This window comes from Streptomyces sp. MGP-P1 (assembly GCF_057766565.1).
In genome coordinates this window covers 774922-790676 of the sequence record NZ_JBYMEM010000007.1, presented here as the reverse complement: position 1 = coordinate 790676, position 15755 = coordinate 774922, and the positions used below count along the sequence as shown (strand labels likewise).

Sequence of the window (15755 nt, the reverse complement as noted above, 5' to 3'; positions counted from 1 at the left end):
GCTCGGCGTCCGGCGTCGGTGCCTCTCCGCGTTCGCTGTCCCGCGCCCGGTGGCGGTCTCCCGCCCGAAGGGCGCTCAGGCCCGGCGGGAGAGGAGGAGCAGGGCCCGGTCGTCGTTGACGTCCTTGGCGCAGGCCTCGATCAGATGCCAGGCCGCACCCTCGAAGCCGGTGGAGACATAGCGGTCGGCCTCGCCCGTCAGCCGGTCGATGCCCTCGGACATGTCCCGGTCGGAGGCCTCCACCAGACCGTCGGTGAACAGCATCAGGACGTCGCCCGGCGCGAGCGATCCCTTCACCGCGTCGAACTCGGCCCCGTCGTAGACGCCGAGCAGGGGGCCCTCCCCGGACTTCTCCTCCCACTGGCCCGTGCCCGCGTGCAGTTGGAGGGCGGGCGGATGACCCGCGGAGAAGATCTCGTAGTCGCCCGATTCCAGGTCCAGCACCAGATGGATCGAGGTGGCGAAGCCCTCGTCCCAGTCCTGGCGTAGCAGGTAGCCGTTGGCGGCGGGCAGGAAGGCGTGCGGGGGCAGCGAGCCGAGCAGTCCGCCGAAGGCGCCGGACAGCAGCAGGGCCCGGGAGCCCGCGTCCATGCCCTTGCCGGAGACGTCGGTGAGGACGGCCTCCAGGGTGCGGCCCCCGTGGGTGCGGGCCGCGACGACGAAGTCCCCGGAGAACGACTGGCCGCCGGCCGGGCGCAGGGCCATCTCGCGGTGCCAGCCCTGGGGCAGCCGGGGCAGGGCGCTCTGGACCCGGATGCGTTCGCGCAGGTCGAAGAGCATCGTGCCGCCGCGCCGCCAGGGCACGCCGACCCGGGCCCGGAACTGGGCCAGGATCAGCCCGAAGAAGCCGCAGGCGGCGACGACGAGCACCGTGCCGGGAGTGACCCGGGCGGGGCCGTCCAGGTACGGGCCGAGGGTGAGCGCCTCGACGATCAGTGCGCCGGCGGCCGTCGCGTAGAGGCCCAGCAGGCTGGCGGGGCGCAGCAGGAGGCCGCCCGCCACGATGGGCAGGGCGAGGGCGGCCGGGTCGATCCAGACCGGGCTCGCGACGGTGGCGAGGGTGATGGCCGGGATCGTCAGCAGCAGGCCGGCCAGGGCGATCCAGTCGGAGCCGTCGCCGCGGAAGTAGTCGACCCCGGATTTGCGCAGGCCGGTGCGGGCCCGGTGCAGGTTTCTGCGCCACCGGGCCCCGAAGTCGTCTACTCCTCCGCTACGGGCCATTGCCGGGACCTTATCGACCCGGACGCCTCCGGTGCAGGGGGACCCCGGTGACAATGCGCTCGAAACGGGGTCGTCCACGGGGCGCGAACCGATTTCGCGCGGCACAGGACGCGGATTCGCGGGGCTGGGGCGTCAGTCGCCGGAGGGTCCCGGGGGCTGGCACCGGGGGCACCAGAAGAGGTTGCGGGAGACCAGGTCCGCGGTGCGGATCTCCGTACGGCAGATGTGGCAGGGGAGGTTCGCGCGGCGGTAGACGTAGACCTCGCCGCCGTGGTCGTCCTTGCGGGGCGGGCGGCCCATGGCCTCGGGGAGGTGTTCGGGGCGGACGGTGTCGATCCGGTTGTTCCGCACGCCTTCGCGCATCAACTCCCCCAGGTCCGCCCAGATCGTGTCCCACTCGGCGCGGGTGAGGTCCCTGCCCGTGCGGTACGGGTCGAGGCCGTGGCGGAAGAGGACCTCGGCGCGGTACACGTTGCCGACGCCCGCGATGACCTTCTGGTCCATCAGCAGGGCGGCGACGGAGGTCCGGCTGCGGGAGATCCGCTGCCAGGCGCGCTCGCCGTCCTCGTCGCCGCGCAACGGGTCCGGGCCCAGGCGCTCGTGTATCGCGCGCTTCTCGGGCTCGGTGATCAGGGCGCAGGTGGTGGGGCCGCGCAGATCCGCGTGGTGGCCGGCGTTGACCAGCCGGAGGCGGACCGTGTCGGTGGGCGGCGGGGGCGGGGCGGCGCCGAAGCCGAGCTTGCCGAAGAGGCCGAGGTGGATGTGGACCCAGCCGGTGTCGCCGAAGCCGAGGAAGAGGTGCTTGCCGTGGGCGTCGGTGGCGGTGAGGGTCCGCCCGTCGAGCAGGGCCGCGCTGTCGGCGAACTTGCCCTGCGGGCTGCTCACCCGGACCGGCGCGCCCGCGAACCGTTCGGCGTGGTCGTCGGCGAGGCGCCGGATGGTGTGTCCCTCGGGCACGGCGGGGCTCCTGCTGGAAGGGCGGGCGGCGGTAGGGGGGTGCCGGGCGGCGGCATGGCCGTGCCGCCGGGTCCGGGACCCGGCGGCACGGGGGAGAGAGGGGGGTGGATCAGCCCTGCTGCGGGTGGTGGGCGGGGATCGCGGGGAGTTCGCCGGTGTTCTCGTACGCCGCGAGCATCTCGATGCGGCGCGTGTGGCGCTCCTCGTTCGAGTACGGCGTGTTGAGGAAGATCTCGACGAACTTCGTGGACTCCTCGACCGTGTGCATCCGGCCACCGATGGCGACGACGTTGGCGTCGTTGTGCTCGCGGCCGAGGGCGGCGGTCTGCTCGCTCCAGGCCAGTGCGGCGCGGACGCCCTTGACCTTGTTGGCGGCGATCTGCTCGCCGTTGCCGGAGCCGCCGATCACGATGCCGAGGCTGTCCGGGTCGGCGGCCGTCTTCTCGGCCGCGCGCAGGCAGAACGGCGGGTAGTCGTCCTGGGCGTCGTAGATGTGGGGGCCGCAGTCGACGGCCTCGTGGCCGTGGGCGCCGAGCCACTCGACGAGGTAATTCTTGAGTTCGTAGCCGGCATGGTCGGATCCGAGGTACACGCGCATGGTGCGAAGTGTGGCACGAACTTCGTGGGGTAGCGGTCAGGGGGGTCGGGGCCTCCCGCCGAGTTCTCTGTGGTCAACACCACTCGGGCAACGATCCGGCAAACGATCCGGAAGAGGGGGTTCCGTTTCCGCCTCTTTCCGGGCTTGAATGCGTGGCCTTGTCTTCGCACCACCCCACTGCGGAGCAGGGCGCACCCTCACGCACCAAACGTAAGGATTCCCCCCATGACGTCGCAGACGACGCTGGCGAAGCCGGGCCAGGAGCCCGGTGAGCCGGACCGGCCGGACTCGTCGGGCGGGCTTCAGGCAGGTCTGAAGAACCGCCACCTCTCGATGATCGCGATCGGCGGTGTGATCGGCGCCGGGCTCTTCGTGGGTTCCAGCGCGGGCATCGCGGCCGCGGGCCCGGCGATTCTGCTGTCGTACGCGATGGTCGGCCTGATGGTCGTCCTCGTGATGCGGATGCTCGGCGAGATGGCCGCCGCCCGGCCGAGCTCCGGCTCCTTCTCCGCCTACGCCGACCAGGCGCTCGGCCGTTGGGCCGGTTTCTCCATCGGCTGGCTCTACTGGTTCTTCTGGGTCGTGGTGCTCGCCGTCGAGGCCACGGCGGGCGCGAAGATCCTGGAGAGCTGGATCCCGGGGGTCCCCCAGTGGGCCTGGGCGCTGATCGTGATGGTCGTGCTGACCGCCACCAACCTGGTGTCGGTGGGCAGTTACGGCGAGTTCGAGTTCTGGTTCGCCGGGATCAAGGTCGTGGCGATCGGCGCGTTCGTGGTCATCGGCTTCCTCGCGGTCTTCGGTTTCCTGCCCGGCGCGGACAACGCGGGATCGGGTCTGGCGCATCTGACGGACAGCGGCGGGTTCTTCCCCGAGGGCCCCGGTGCGATCCTGACCGGTGTGCTGATGGTCGTCTTCTCGTTCATGGGCAGTGAGATCGTGACACTGGCCGCCGGTGAGTCGTCGGACCCGCAGCGGGCCGTCTCCAAGGCCACCAACAGCGTGATCTGGCGTATCGCCGTCTTCTACCTCGGCTCGATCTTCGTGGTGCTGACGCTGCTGCCGTGGAACGACCCGTCGATCGTCGAGAAGGGCAGCTATGTCGCCGCCCTCGACGTGATCGGGATCCCGCACGCCGGGCAGGTCATGGACTTCATCGTGCTGACCGCCGTGCTGTCCTGCCTCAACTCCGGCCTCTACACCGCCTCCCGGATGGCGTTCTCGCTCGGCGAGCGGGGAGACGCGCCGAAGGCCTTCGCCAAGGTCAACAAGCGCGGTGTGCCGCAGGCGGCGATCCTGTCCTCGGTCGTCTTCGGCTTCGTGGCGGTGTTCTTCAACTACCAGTGGCCCGACACGGTGTTCCAGTTCCTGCTGAACTCCTCCGGCGCGGTCGCGCTCTTCGTGTGGCTGGTCATCTGTTTCACCCAGCTGCGGATGCGCGGGATCATCCTGCGCGAGACCCCCGACAAGCTGGTCGTACGGATGTGGCTCTTCCCGTACCTCACCTGGGCGACGATCGCGATGATCTCCTTCGTCCTGGTCTACATGCTGACCGACGACGCCGCCCGCGAGCAGGTCGTGCTGTCGTTGCTGGTCGCGGCCCTGGTGGTGGGCATCTCGCTGTTCCGGGAGGTGCGCGGCCGCAAGGCCGTCGCCAAGTGATCCGCAGGTGATCCGCACCCGTTCAACCGATACCTGACAGAGGTTGTCAGGTTTCCCGGGGAGGCTCTTTTTCGCACCGCCGAAACGCGAGCGAAGGAGAGCCTCCCCCATGTCGTCCCCGTCCACCGGACCCGCACCCGCACCCCCGCCCGCCACGTTCCAGACCGGCTTCCCGATCCGGCCCGACCGGCTGGTCGAGGCCGCCACGCCCGACGACGTACGGGAGGCCGTGGCGTACGCCGCCGCGCGCGGGCTCCGCGTCGCCGCGCACGCCACCGGCCACGGGCTGCCCGGGGCGGTCGAGGGCGGCGTCCTCGTCTCCACCCGCGCCCTGGACTCCGTCGCCGTCGACCCGGTCCGCCGCACCGCCCGGATCGGTGCGGGCGCGACCTGGGGCGCGGTGACCGCGGCGGCTGTCCCGCACGGGCTGGCCCCGCTGAACGGCTCGTCGCCCTCGGTGGGCGCGGTCTCGTACACGCTGGGCGGCGGTCTTGGCATCCTGGCCCGGGAGTTCGGGTACGCCGCCGACCATGTGCGGGCGCTGGAGGTGGTGACCGCCGACGGGGTCCTGCGCCGGGTCACGCCGGAGCGCGAGCCGGAGCTGTTCTGGGGGCTGCGCGGCGGCGGGCACCGGCTGGGGGTGGTGACGGCCCTGGAGGTCGGCCTGGTGGCGGTGGAGCGGCTGTACGGGGGTGTGATCGCGTTCGCCGGGGAGCGGGCGGCCGAGGTCGTGGACCGCTATGTGCGGTGGACCCGGACCGTGCCGGAGGCTTTGACGTCGTCGCTGGCCGCGCTCGTCTTCCCGGACCTGCCGCAGCTGCCGGAGGAGTCGCGCGGGCGGTACGTCGTCTCGGTGCGGGTCGCCTTCACGGGGGACGCGGCCGAGGGCGAGCGGCTGGTGGCCCCGCTGCGGGGCATCGGTCCGGTGCTCTCGGACTCGTTGCGGGAGATGCCGTACACCGAGAGCCCCACCATCCACAGCGACCCGCCGTTCCCGCACGCGTACTACGGGGAGGGGCTGGTGCTCCGGGAGCTGGACGCGGGGCGGGCGGCCCGGGTGCTGGAGCTGACCGGGCCCGGGGCCCCGATGATGACGGTGGTGCAGCTCAACCATCTCGGCGGGGCGCTGGCCCGGCGGCCGGAGACGACGAACGCGGTGCCCCACCGGGACGCGGGCTTCCTGCTGCGGCTGCTGTCGCCGCTCGAGGGGACGGACGTGGCGCAGGTGCGCTCGCTGTACGGGGAGGTGTCCGGGGTGCTGGGGCCGCTCGTTCAGGGGCGGTCGCTGAACTTCGCCTTCGGCGGCGGGGACCAAACCGCCGGTCTCCATGAGCCGGAAACGGCGAAGAGGCTCGCCGGCCTGGTCTCCCAGTTCGATCCGGCGGGCCTCTTCGGGGGGCCTTACGAGGGCTGAGCAGGGGTCAGCCGCGGTGGCCGAGCAGCTTCCAGGTGGTCGGCAGGAGGCCCATGGCCAGCGCCGCCTTGAGGGCGTCGCCGATCAGGAAGGGGACCAGGCCGGCGGCGACGGCGGCGCTCAGCGACATCCCGGTGGACAGCGCGAGGTAGGGCACGCCGATGGCGTAGATGATCGCGGAGCCGAGGACCATCGTGCCCGCGGTGCGCAGCACGGAACGGTCGCCACCGCGCCGGGCGAGGGCGCCGACGACGGTGGCGGCCAGGAGCATGCCGAAGACGTAGCCCAGGGACGGTATCGACCAGCCCGAGGAGGCCTCGGCGAACCACGGCATGCCGGCCATGCCGACGAGCGCGTACAGCGCGAGGGAGAGGAAGCCGCGGCGGGCGCCCAGCGCGGTGCCGATGAGGAGCGCGGCGAAGGTCTGGCCGGTGACGGGGACCGGGGAGCCGGGGACCGGGACGGCGATCTGGGCCGCGATGCCGGTCAGGGCGGCGCCGCCGAGGACGAGGGCCGCGTCCACGGCGTAGCGGTGCCGGGCCGCGGGCAGCAGGTCGGCGAGGACCGTTCCGGAGCGGACGGGGGCGGCAGCAGTGCTCATCGGGACTCCGGGGGTGAGGGCAGGTGGGCCGGGACGGCCCCCGCCGGGCAGGGTGGGGTCGGGCTCCCGCCGACGTTAGCCCACGGGTTAACGCTCGATCACCATCAGCCGCCCACAAAGCGACGGTTGATGGCTTGGTGGGATTCGCACAAAGACCGGGCCGTAATCACTCTCCCGCGTGACGCTCGTCACGGAGGTGAGGGGCGCTTCGGCGCATTTTGGCGGGACGGGCGGCGATCGGCGAGACTGTAGCTTCCCCATAAACGATCAGCTCGCTCTGATCGGCCCCCGAACGACGTCCCACGACCTGCCGCTCCCCCGCCACGACCTGCCCCGCCACGACCCGCCACGGCTCGCTGATCCGAGAGTGACCCCTCCCCCCATGCACGAGGCTCCTCCCCCCACCCCGGCTTCCACTCCCGCGTCCACCGCCGTTCCGGCCGAGCCGCTGTCGCACGGGCTCAAGCAGCGTCATCTGACGATGCTGGGGCTCGGTGGGGTGATCGGGGCAGGGCTGTTCGTGGGCTCCGGCGCGGGGATCGCGGTGGCGGGGCCCGCGATCGTCGTCTCGTATCTGATCGCGGGGGCGCTCGCGATGCTGGTGATGCGGATGCTGGGCGAGATGTCCGCCGCGATGCCCGCCTCCGGTTCCTTCTCCGTGCACGCGGAACGGGCGCTCGGGCGGTGGGCCGGGTTCAGTGTCGGCTGGCTGTACTGGTTCCTGCTGGTGGTGGTCCTCGCCGTGGAGGCGACGGCGGCCGCGCAGATCGCCCACGGCTGGGTGCCGGGCGTCGAACCGTGGGCGTGGGTGCTGCTGTTCATGGTGGTGTTCACCGCGGCGAACCTGACGGCGGTGAAGAACTTCGGCGAGTTCGAGTTCTGGTTCGCCTCCCTGAAGGTCGGCGCGATCGTGGTCTTCCTGGTGCTCGGGCTGCTGGCCGTCCTCGGATGGCTCCCGGACACCGATCCGGTCGGGATGACCAACCTGACCGGCCAGGGCGGCTTCCTGCCCAACGGCTGGGGCGGGGTCGTCTCCGGCGTGCTGACCGTGGTCTTCGCCTTCGGCGGTCTTGAGGTCGTCACCATCGCCGCCGCCGAGACGGACGACCCGGCGCGCGCCGTGGGGCGTGCGGTGCGCAGTGCGGTGGTGCGCATCCTCTTCTTCTACGTCGGCTCGATGCTGGTGATCGTGACCGTGCTGCCGTGGACCGCGCAGCAGGCGGGCTTGAGCCCGTATGTGAAGGTGCTGGACGCGATCGGGGTGCCGTCGGCCGGGCAGATCATGAACATCGTGGTGTTCGTGGCGCTGCTCTCGGCGCTCAACGCCAATCTGTACGGCTCCTCCCGCATGATCTTCTCGCTGGCGGAGCGCGGGGAGGCCCCGCGCGGGCTGCTGAAGGTCTCGGGCGCCCCCGGGGCGGGCGGGGGCTCGCGGGGATCGGCGGGCGGTGTGCCGCGCCGGGCGGTGCTGGCCTCGGTGGCCTTCGGCTTCGTCTCCGTACTGCTCAACCTGCTGTGGCCGGACACGGTGTTCCTCTACATGCTCAACTCGGTCGGCGCGGTGCTGCTGTTCGTGTGGGCGCTGATCGCCGCCTCCCAGCTGCGGCTGCGGGCCCGGCTGGAGCAGGAGGCTCCCGAGGCGCTCGCGCTGCGGATGTGGTGCTTCCCGTATCTGACCTGGGTGACGCTGGCCGGGCTGTTCGGGGTGCTGGTGCTGATGCTGACCGACGAGGCGGCGCGCCCGCAGGTGTTGTGGTCGGCCGGGGCGACCGCGTTGGTGCTGCTGGTGGCGGTGGGACGGCAGCGACGGGAGCAGCGCGGGAAGCCGACCGCTACCGACCGGTAAGCGGGTGTGCACCTTGTGTGAGTCCGGTGACCGTATAGCGGACACCTGTTCCCTGTGAGCGGTGGGGATGCTCAGACTGTGGGCTCGTCCCCCGTCTCAGCTACCGAACAGAGCCCGTCCATGCCTCGGACCTCCGCGTCTCCCCCCACCGCTGACTCCGCGGCCCCCGCCGGCCCCTCGGCGAACTCCGCGCTCACCCACGGACTCAAACAGCGTCACCTCTCGATGATCGCCCTCGGCGGGGTGATCGGCGCCGGGCTGTTCGTCGGCTCGGGCGCCGGGATCGCCGCCGCGGGGCCCTCGATCATCGTCGCGTACGCCATCTCCGGGCTGCTCGTCATGATGGTGATGCGCATGCTCGGCGAGATGTCGGCCGCCAATCCCGCGTCCGGTTCCTTCTCCGTGCACGCCGAGCGGGCGATCGGCCCCTGGGCCGGGTTCACCGCGGGCTGGTCCTTCTGGTTCCTGCTCTGCGTCGCCGTGGGACTGGAGGGCATCGGGGCCGCTCAGATCGTCAGCGGCTGGCTGCCGGGGACACCGGAGTGGGCGTGGGTGGCCCTGTTCATGGTGATCTTCCTCGGGACGAACCTGGCCGCCGTGAAGAACTTCGGCGAGTTCGAGTTCTGGTTCGCCGCGCTCAAGGTCATCGCGATCACGCTGTTCCTGGTGCTCGGCCTGCTGGCGATCCTCGGCGTGCTGCCCGACACGGAGGCGCCCGGCCTGTCCAACCTCGCGGGGGACGGCGGCTTCCTCCCCAAGGGCATGGACGGGTTCATCATCGGGCTCCTCGCCTCCGTCTTCGCGTACGGCGGTCTGGAGACCGTCACCATCGCGGCGGCGGAGTCGGAGAACCCGGTGCAGGGCGTCGCGAAGGCGGTCCGTACGGCGATGTGGCGCATCGCGGTGTTCTACATCGGCTCGATGGCGGTCATCGTCACGCTGGTCCCCTGGGACGACCCGAAGGTCGCCGAGGTCGGCCCGTTCTACGCGATGCTCGACCACCTGGGCATCGGGTCCGCCGCGCAGATCATGAACGTGGTCATCCTCGTCGCCCTGCTCTCCGCGATGAACGCCAACATCTACGGCGCGTCCCGCATGGCCCGGTCGCTGGTCGCCCGGGGCCAGGGCCCGGCCGTCCTCGGGAAGATCTCCTCCGGGGTGCCGCGCAACGCCGTGCTGTTCTCCTCGGTCTTCGGCTTCGCGTGCGTGCTGCTCAGCTACTGGCGGCCGGACGACGTCTTCCCGTGGCTGCTGAACATGATCGGCGCGGTGATCCTGGTGGTGTGGATCTTCATCGCCGCCTCCCAGCTGATCCTGCGCGGTCGCACCGAGCGGGAGGCGCCCGAGAAGCTGGTCGTGCGGATGTGGTTCTTCCCCGTCGGCACGATCGTCGCCCTGGCGGCCATGGCGGGCATCTTCCTGCTGATGCTGCGCCAGCCGGACACCCGGGACCAGCTGCTGGCCACGGGGGCGCTGACCGTGGTGCTGATCGGCATCGGCCTCGTACGTCAGCGGCGGCGGGGCGGCGACAGTGCGAGCGGCGACGGCGGCGACGGCACGGCCGAGGTCCCGGCGCGGCAGAAGTAGCTCCGCACGCCTCGCGGCCGTCTCCCGCACGCCTCGCGGTGCCGCCACCCGCAGGCCTTTCGGCCGCCGCTCGCGCACGACCTCTACGAACGCCGGGCTCCTCCTCGTACGATCGGGGCGGAGCCCGGCGTTTCGGCGTCCGGCGTTCCGGTGTGTGGTTCCGGCGCTGCGTGCACCCGTGACCAACAGGACATCGCGGGGCCGGGTACCGTACGCCGGGCCGTCATCCGCCCTCGCTTCCGTGGTGGCTCCACCCACCCGAGGAGCCGTCATGTCCGTTGCCCCCAGGCGTCGTTCGATCCTCCTGGCCACCGCCGCCGTCACCGCCGCGGCCACCGCCCCGGCCGTCGCCGCCCCCGCCGGCCGGGGCCTCCACCGTCCGTCGGGCCCCCTGGTCATCGGGCATCGGGGGGCGGCGGGCTGGCGGCCCGAGCACACCGCCGACGCGTACACCCATGCCGTACGGGCCGGGGCCGACTGGATCGAGCCGGACCTCGTGCCGACGAAGGACCACGTCCTGGTCGTGCGGCACGAGAACGAGATCGGCGGGACGACGGACGTCGCCGACCGCCCCGAGTTCGCGGACCGCCGCACCACGAAGACCGTCGACGGCAAGGCGGTGACCGGCTGGTTCACCGAGGACTTCCACCTGCGCGAGCTGCGGACGCTGCGCACGGTGGAACGGCTCCCGCTGGTCCGCGACCGCAACACGGTCTTCGACGGGCGGGGCTCGGTGATGACCTTCCAGGAGGTGATCGACCTGGCCCGGCGGCTGTCCCGGGAGTCGGGCCGGCGGATCGCGGTGTTCCCGGAGACGAAGCACCCGACGTACTTCCGCTCCATCGGGCTGCCGCTGGAGGAGGAGCTGATCCGGGTGATCCGCCGGAACCGGCTGACCGCCCGGGACTGCGTCGTCCAGTCCTTCGAGCCCGCGAGCCTGCGCCGGGTCGCCGCGGCCCGCCTCGGCCTCCCGCTGTGGCAGGCACTGGGCACGAGCGGCGGCCCGTACGGGCACGGGGTCGCCTACCGGGACATGATGACCCCGGCCGGGCTCCGCGAGATCGCTTCGTACGCGGAGTGGATCGGCCCGGACAAGTCCTCGCTCGTGCCGCCGAGCACCCTGCTGGCGGACGCGCACGCGGCGGGCCTGAAGGTCGGCGCGTACACCTTCCGCGCGGAGAACCAGTACCTCCCTGCCGCGTACCGCCGGGGCAGTGCGCCCACCGCCTTCGGTGACGCGTTCGCCGAGTACGCCTTCCACTACGGGCAGGGCGTGGACGCGGTGGTGACGGACTTCCCGGACCTCGCGGCGCAGGCCAGGGACGACCTGCGGGCGTGACTCCGGCCGGGCCGGGGGGGCGGATGTGGAAACGTTCCGGCGACAGCGCTTCCCGCTTCCCGGAAGGGACCACGCCATGACCGCCCCGCACGCCTTCCCCCTGGAGCCCACCCCGATCCAGGTGGCCGACCGGGTCCTCGACGACCTGCGCGCCCGTCTCGCACGGACCCGACCGCCCCTGGACGAGGGGAACGAGGACTGGTCCTACGGCGTTCCGGACGGCTATCTGCGTGAGCTGGTCGCCCACTGGCGGGACGGCTACGACTGGCGCGCCGCCGAGGCCGCCATCAACGCCCACGAGCAGTACCGGGTGAGCGTCGACGGCGTCCCCGTGCACTTCATGCGCGAGCCCGGCCGGGGCCCCCGCCCGGTCCCGCTGATTCTCACCCACGGCTGGCCGTGGACGTTCTGGCACTGGTCGAAGGTGATCGGCCCCCTCGCCGACCCGGCGGCCCACGGCGGTGACCCGGCCGACGCGTTCGACGTCATCGTGCCGTCCCTGCCGGGTTTCGGTTTCCCCGGCCCGCTCACCGGCTTTCCGGACGTCAACTTCTGGAAGGTGGCCGACCTCTGGCACACCCTGATGACCGAGACGCTGGGATACGAGAAGTACGCCGCCGGTGGCTGCGACATCGGCGGGATCGTATCCAGCCAGCTCGGCCACAAGTACGCCGACGAGCTGTACGGCATCCACATCGGCTCGGGGCTGCCGCTCGACTTCTTCACCGGCCCCCGAGCCTGGGACTTCGCCCGGAACCGGCCCCTCACCGATGACCAGCCCGCCGACGTCCGCGCCCGCATCGTCGAGCAGGACCGCCGCTGGGCGCCGCACCTCGCCGTGCACATGCTCGACGGCGCCACCCTGGCCCACGGGCTCAGCGACTCCCCCGCCGGGCTGCTCGCCTGGCTGCTGGAGCGCTGGAACGCCTGGAGCGACAACGGCGGAGACCTCTCATCCGTCTTCAGCAGGGACGACCTGCTGACCCACGCCACGATCTACTGGGTCAACAACTCCATCGCCACGTCGATGCGTTACTACGCCAACGCCAACCGCTACCCCTGGGCCCCGTCCCACGACCGCACCCCGGTCGTGCGGGCCCCGGTCGGCCTCACCTTCGTCACCTACGAGAACCCGCCCGGCGTCCACACCGCGGCCGAGCGCGTCCGGGCGTTCGAGAGCGGCCCGCAGGCGGAGTGGTTCAACCACGTCAACGTCAACGCCCATGACCGCGGGGGTCACTTCATCCCCTGGGAGAACCCCGAAGCGTGGGTGAGCGACCTGCGCCGCACCTTCCGCGGCCGCAGGCCCTGAACGCTCCCGTCCAGGGCCCGCGGGTCTCCTCAGCGGGTGGTGCGCCTGCTCGCCGTGGACTTCTTGACCGCCTTCTTGGCGGTCTTCTTCGCCGGGGCGGGCAGCGCCGTCTTCTTGGCGGGGGTGCGCTTGGCGGCGGCCCGCTTCGGCGACGCGGCCTCGGCCGCCTCCTCCTCGGTGTCGGCGTCGGCGTTCGACAGGGTGCCGGAGCCGGACTCCAGGTGGGCCCGGACGAACCACTGGAACTGCTCCAGGCCACGCAGGTGCTCGATGAGCAGATCCTCGGTCACGGGGTCGATCTCGCCGACCTTCTCGACCGCCTCACGATGGCTCTCGATCACGCCCGTGTAGACGAGGTCCAGGGCGCCGAGGTGGGCGATGGCGTCGGCACGCCCGACGCTGTAGTCGTCCCACGTGCGCTCCCTGACCAGGGCGCCCGGGGTGCCGTTCGGCTCGCCGCCGAGGGCGGAGATGCGCTCGGCGGCGGCGTCGGCCATGTCGCGTACGGCGGTGGTCTGGGGGTCGAGCATCTCGTGGACGGCGATGAAGTGCGGCCCGACGACGTTCCAGTGGATGTGCTTGAGCGTGAGCGCGAGGTCGTTGAGCGCGTGCAGGCGCAGCGTCAGGAGGTCGATGACCTGTCGGCCCTCGTCGACGCCGAGGCCGGGAACGGTGTAGCGGGGGGTGCGTGCGGGGGACATGGGGCTCCTTTGCGGATGATCAACGGCGGTGGTGGTGGTGATGGGTGGTGGTAGTGGGGTACGTGAGGGCGTCTGGCCGACGTCTCCGGTGCCGCCCTCGGTCGGGGGGCGTGAGGGCGCCTAGCCGACGTCTCCGGTGCCGCCCTCGGTCGGGGCCGCGCCGGGGCGCTCCCCGCCGGGCCGGACGGGTCCGGCCGCCGCGCGGATGCTCTCCCGTGCGGCGTCGGCGACCGCGCGGGGCGTGATGCCGAACTCCTCGTACAGGCGCTCGTAGGCGGCGGACGCTCCGAAGTGCTCCAGGCTCACCATGCGGCCCGCGTCGCCCACGATGTCCCGCCAGCCCTGGGCGACGGCCGCCTCGACGCTGACCCGGGCCCGGACCTCGGGCGGCAGGACGGCGTCCTGGTAGGCGTACGACTGCTCGGCGAACCACTCGCGGCAGGGCAGGGAGACCACGCGCGCGTCGTGCCCGTCGGCGGCCAGCAACTCCCTTGCTTCCAGGGCGATGTGGACCTCGGATCCTGTCGCGACGAGGATGACGTCGGGCGTCCCGCCCCGGCTGTCGGCGAGTACGTAGCCGCCCCGGGCTGCCCCCTCGGCGGAGGCGTACGCGTCGTCCCCCCGCTCCAGGACGGGCAGCGGCTGCCGGGTCAGGGCGAGACCGGCGGGCCGGTCGTGGTGCTCCAGGACGGTGCGCCAGCACACGGCCGTCTCGTTCGCGTCGGCGGGCCGTACGACGTCGAGTCCGGGGATCGCGCGGAGGGCGGCGAGCTGCTCGACGGGCTGGTGGGTGGGGCCGTCCTCGCCCAGGCCGATGGAGTCGTGGGTCCAGACGTAGGTGACCGGGAGCTTCATCAGGGCGGCGAGCCGGACGGCCGGGCGCATGTAGTCGCTGAAGATCAGGAACGTACCGCCGTAGGGGCGGGTGAGGCTCTGGAGCGCGACGCCGTTGAGGATCGCGCCCATGGCGTGCTCGCGGATGCCGAAGTGGAGCGTGCGGCCGTAGGGGTTGCCGGGGAACTCACCGGTCTGCTTGGACTCCGGCACGAAGGACGGCTCGCCCTCCATGGTGGTGTTGTTGCTCCCCGCGAGGTCGGCCGAGCCACCCCACAGCTCGGGCAGCACGGGTGCCAGCGCGGTGAGCACGTCGCCGGACGCCTTGCGGGTGGCGATGCCCTTGGGGTCGGCCTCGAAGACGGGGAGGCTGTCGGCCCAGCCCTCGGGGAACTTCTGCTCCCGCAGCCGGTCGAGGAGTTCGGCGCGCTCGGGGTGGGCGGAGCGCCACTCCTGGTAGCCGGGCTCCCAGGCGCGGTGGGCATCGGCCCCGCGCTCGACGACCGCCCGGGCGTGTTCCCGTACGTCGTCCTCGACGGCGAAGTCGGCGTCCGGGTCGAAGCCGAGCAGCTTCTTGGTGGCGGCGACCTCGTCGTCACCGAGCGCCGAGCCGTGGGCCTTGCCGGTGTTCTGCTTGGTGGGCGCGGGCCAGCCGATGATCGTGCGCAGCAGGATCAGGGAGGGCCGGCCGCGCTCGCTCTTCGCGGCTTCGACTGCGGCGAGCAGGGCGTCGACGTCCTCGACGTAGTCGCCGGTCCGGGTGAAGTCGACCGTCTGGACCTGCCAGCCGTACGCGGCGTAGCGGGCGGTGACGTCCTCGCTGAAGGAGATGTCGGTGTCGTCCTCGATGGAGATGTGGTTGGAGTCGTAGAAGACGATCAGGTTGCCGAGCTCCTGGTGTCCCGCCAGGGAACTGGCCTCGGAGGTCACGCCCTCCATCAGGTCGCCGTCGGAGGCGACGACGTACACGTGGTGGTCGAAGGGGCTCGTGCCGGCCGGGGCGTCGGGGTCGAGGAGGCCGCGCTCGCGGCGGGCCGCCATGGCCATGCCGACGGCCGAGGCCAGCCCCTGCCCGAGCGGTCCGGTGGTGATCTCGACGCCCCGGGTGTGCCGGTACTCCGGGTGGCCGGGCGTGGCGGAACCCCAGGTGCGCAGCGCCTCCAGGTCCGTCAGCTCCATGCCGTAGCCGCTCAGGTACAGCTGGATGTAGAGGGTGAGGCTGGAGTGGCCGCAGGACAGCACGAAGCGGTCCCGGCCGAGCCACTGGTCGTCGGCCGGGTCGTGCCGCATCACCTGCTGGAACAGCAGGTACGCCAGCGGGGCCAGGCTCATCGCGGTGCCGGGGTGACCGTGGCCCGCCTTCTGCACCGCGTCGGCCGCCAGGACCCGCACGGTGTCGACGGCGCGGACGTCGAGCGGCCCCCAGCCCGCCGCGTCGGCGAGGGGCGGGGCAAGGCGCGGATCGCGACCGTCGTTGGGGCCGTTCGGCGTTTCGGCGGGTGCCATCAAGTCCTCCTGATCAGCGGGGCGGGCGGGCAGCGGACGGCGCGACCGTGGTCCCGGCCCCGGGCCGCCCGGCTGTTGGGCCGGGTCCCCCGGAACGACGGGACCAAACGCGCGACGGTGGGCGCAGCACGGAATAAGGAGCAAATCACCTTTGGCGGTCAAACAGGAGGAAGAGGGCGG

12 protein-coding genes are annotated in these 15755 nt (G+C 72.1%); 6 read left to right on the top strand and 6 right to left on the bottom strand.

The genetic code is table 11. The features are described from left to right. Positions 1-75: 75 nt before the first annotated feature. From AC3CH1_RS25135 to AC3CH1_RS25125, 3 genes are all read right to left on the bottom strand, one after another. Positions 76-1221, bottom strand: a complete 1146-nt coding sequence (locus AC3CH1_RS25135; protein WP_488465004.1) for a PP2C family protein-serine/threonine phosphatase — start codon at positions 1219-1221, stop codon at positions 76-78. A gap of 132 nt (positions 1222-1353) precedes the next feature. Beyond that, entirely contained in the window at positions 1354-2178 is an 825-nt protein-coding gene (locus AC3CH1_RS25130) for an Fpg/Nei family DNA glycosylase (protein ID WP_488465003.1), read from the bottom strand. A 109-nt stretch (positions 2179-2287) separates the two neighbouring features. Then, positions 2288-2776 (bottom strand): ribose-5-phosphate isomerase, encoded by a 489-nt coding sequence (locus AC3CH1_RS25125; protein WP_488465002.1) that lies wholly within the window; start codon positions 2774-2776, stop codon positions 2288-2290. 225 nt (positions 2777-3001) lie between these two features. Here AC3CH1_RS25125 and AC3CH1_RS25120 point away from each other — a divergent pair, with 225 nt between their 5' ends. Both AC3CH1_RS25120 and AC3CH1_RS25115 read left to right on the top strand, forming a co-directional pair. Then, complete coding sequence (locus AC3CH1_RS25120) at positions 3002-4435, top strand: amino acid permease (RefSeq protein ID WP_488465001.1); 1434 nt, start codon at positions 3002-3004, stop codon at positions 4433-4435. Between the two features lie 109 nt (positions 4436-4544). Beyond that, positions 4545-5849 (top strand): FAD-binding oxidoreductase, encoded by a 1305-nt coding sequence (locus tag AC3CH1_RS25115; protein WP_488465000.1) that lies wholly within the window; start codon positions 4545-4547, stop codon positions 5847-5849. Between the two features lie 7 nt (positions 5850-5856). Here the strand turns inward: AC3CH1_RS25115 and AC3CH1_RS25110 are convergent, their stop codons facing one another. Then, positions 5857-6450 carry a biotin transporter BioY gene (locus AC3CH1_RS25110; protein WP_488464999.1) on the bottom strand — a complete coding sequence of 198 codons (594 nt, stop codon included), beginning with the start codon at positions 6448-6450 and terminating at the stop codon, positions 5857-5859. Positions 6451-6832: 382 nt separating this feature from the next. On the opposite strand from AC3CH1_RS25110, the gene AC3CH1_RS25105 reads away from it, so the two are divergent. The 4 genes from AC3CH1_RS25105 to AC3CH1_RS25090 all read left to right on the top strand — a co-directional run bounded on the left by AC3CH1_RS25105 (position 6833) and on the right by AC3CH1_RS25090 (position 12534). Beyond that, positions 6833-8296, top strand: a complete 1464-nt coding sequence (locus AC3CH1_RS25105; protein ID WP_488464998.1) for an amino acid permease — start codon at positions 6833-6835, stop codon at positions 8294-8296. Positions 8297-8416: 120 nt separating this feature from the next. Next, the gene (locus AC3CH1_RS25100) at positions 8417-9883 is read left to right on the top strand and encodes an amino acid permease (RefSeq protein WP_488464997.1); all 1467 of its coding nucleotides are present in this window, start codon (positions 8417-8419) and stop codon (positions 9881-9883) included. 271 nt (positions 9884-10154) lie between these two features. Then, positions 10155-11222, top strand: a complete 1068-nt coding sequence (locus tag AC3CH1_RS25095; protein ID WP_488464996.1) for a glycerophosphodiester phosphodiesterase family protein — start codon at positions 10155-10157, stop codon at positions 11220-11222. Positions 11223-11298: 76 nt separating this feature from the next. Beyond that, positions 11299-12534, top strand: a complete 1236-nt coding sequence (locus AC3CH1_RS25090) for an epoxide hydrolase family protein (RefSeq protein WP_488464995.1) — start codon at positions 11299-11301, stop codon at positions 12532-12534. Positions 12535-12563: 29 nt separating this feature from the next. Here the strand turns inward: AC3CH1_RS25090 and AC3CH1_RS25085 are convergent, their stop codons facing one another. Then, positions 12564-13235 (bottom strand): Dps family protein, encoded by a 672-nt coding sequence (locus AC3CH1_RS25085; protein ID WP_488464994.1) that lies wholly within the window; start codon positions 13233-13235, stop codon positions 12564-12566. A 120-nt stretch (positions 13236-13355) separates the two neighbouring features. Continuing rightward, on the bottom strand, positions 13356-15575 hold the full coding sequence (tkt, locus tag AC3CH1_RS25080) for a transketolase (protein WP_488464993.1): 2220 nt from the start codon (positions 15573-15575) through the stop codon (positions 13356-13358). Between the last annotated feature and the right edge of the window lie 180 nt (positions 15576-15755).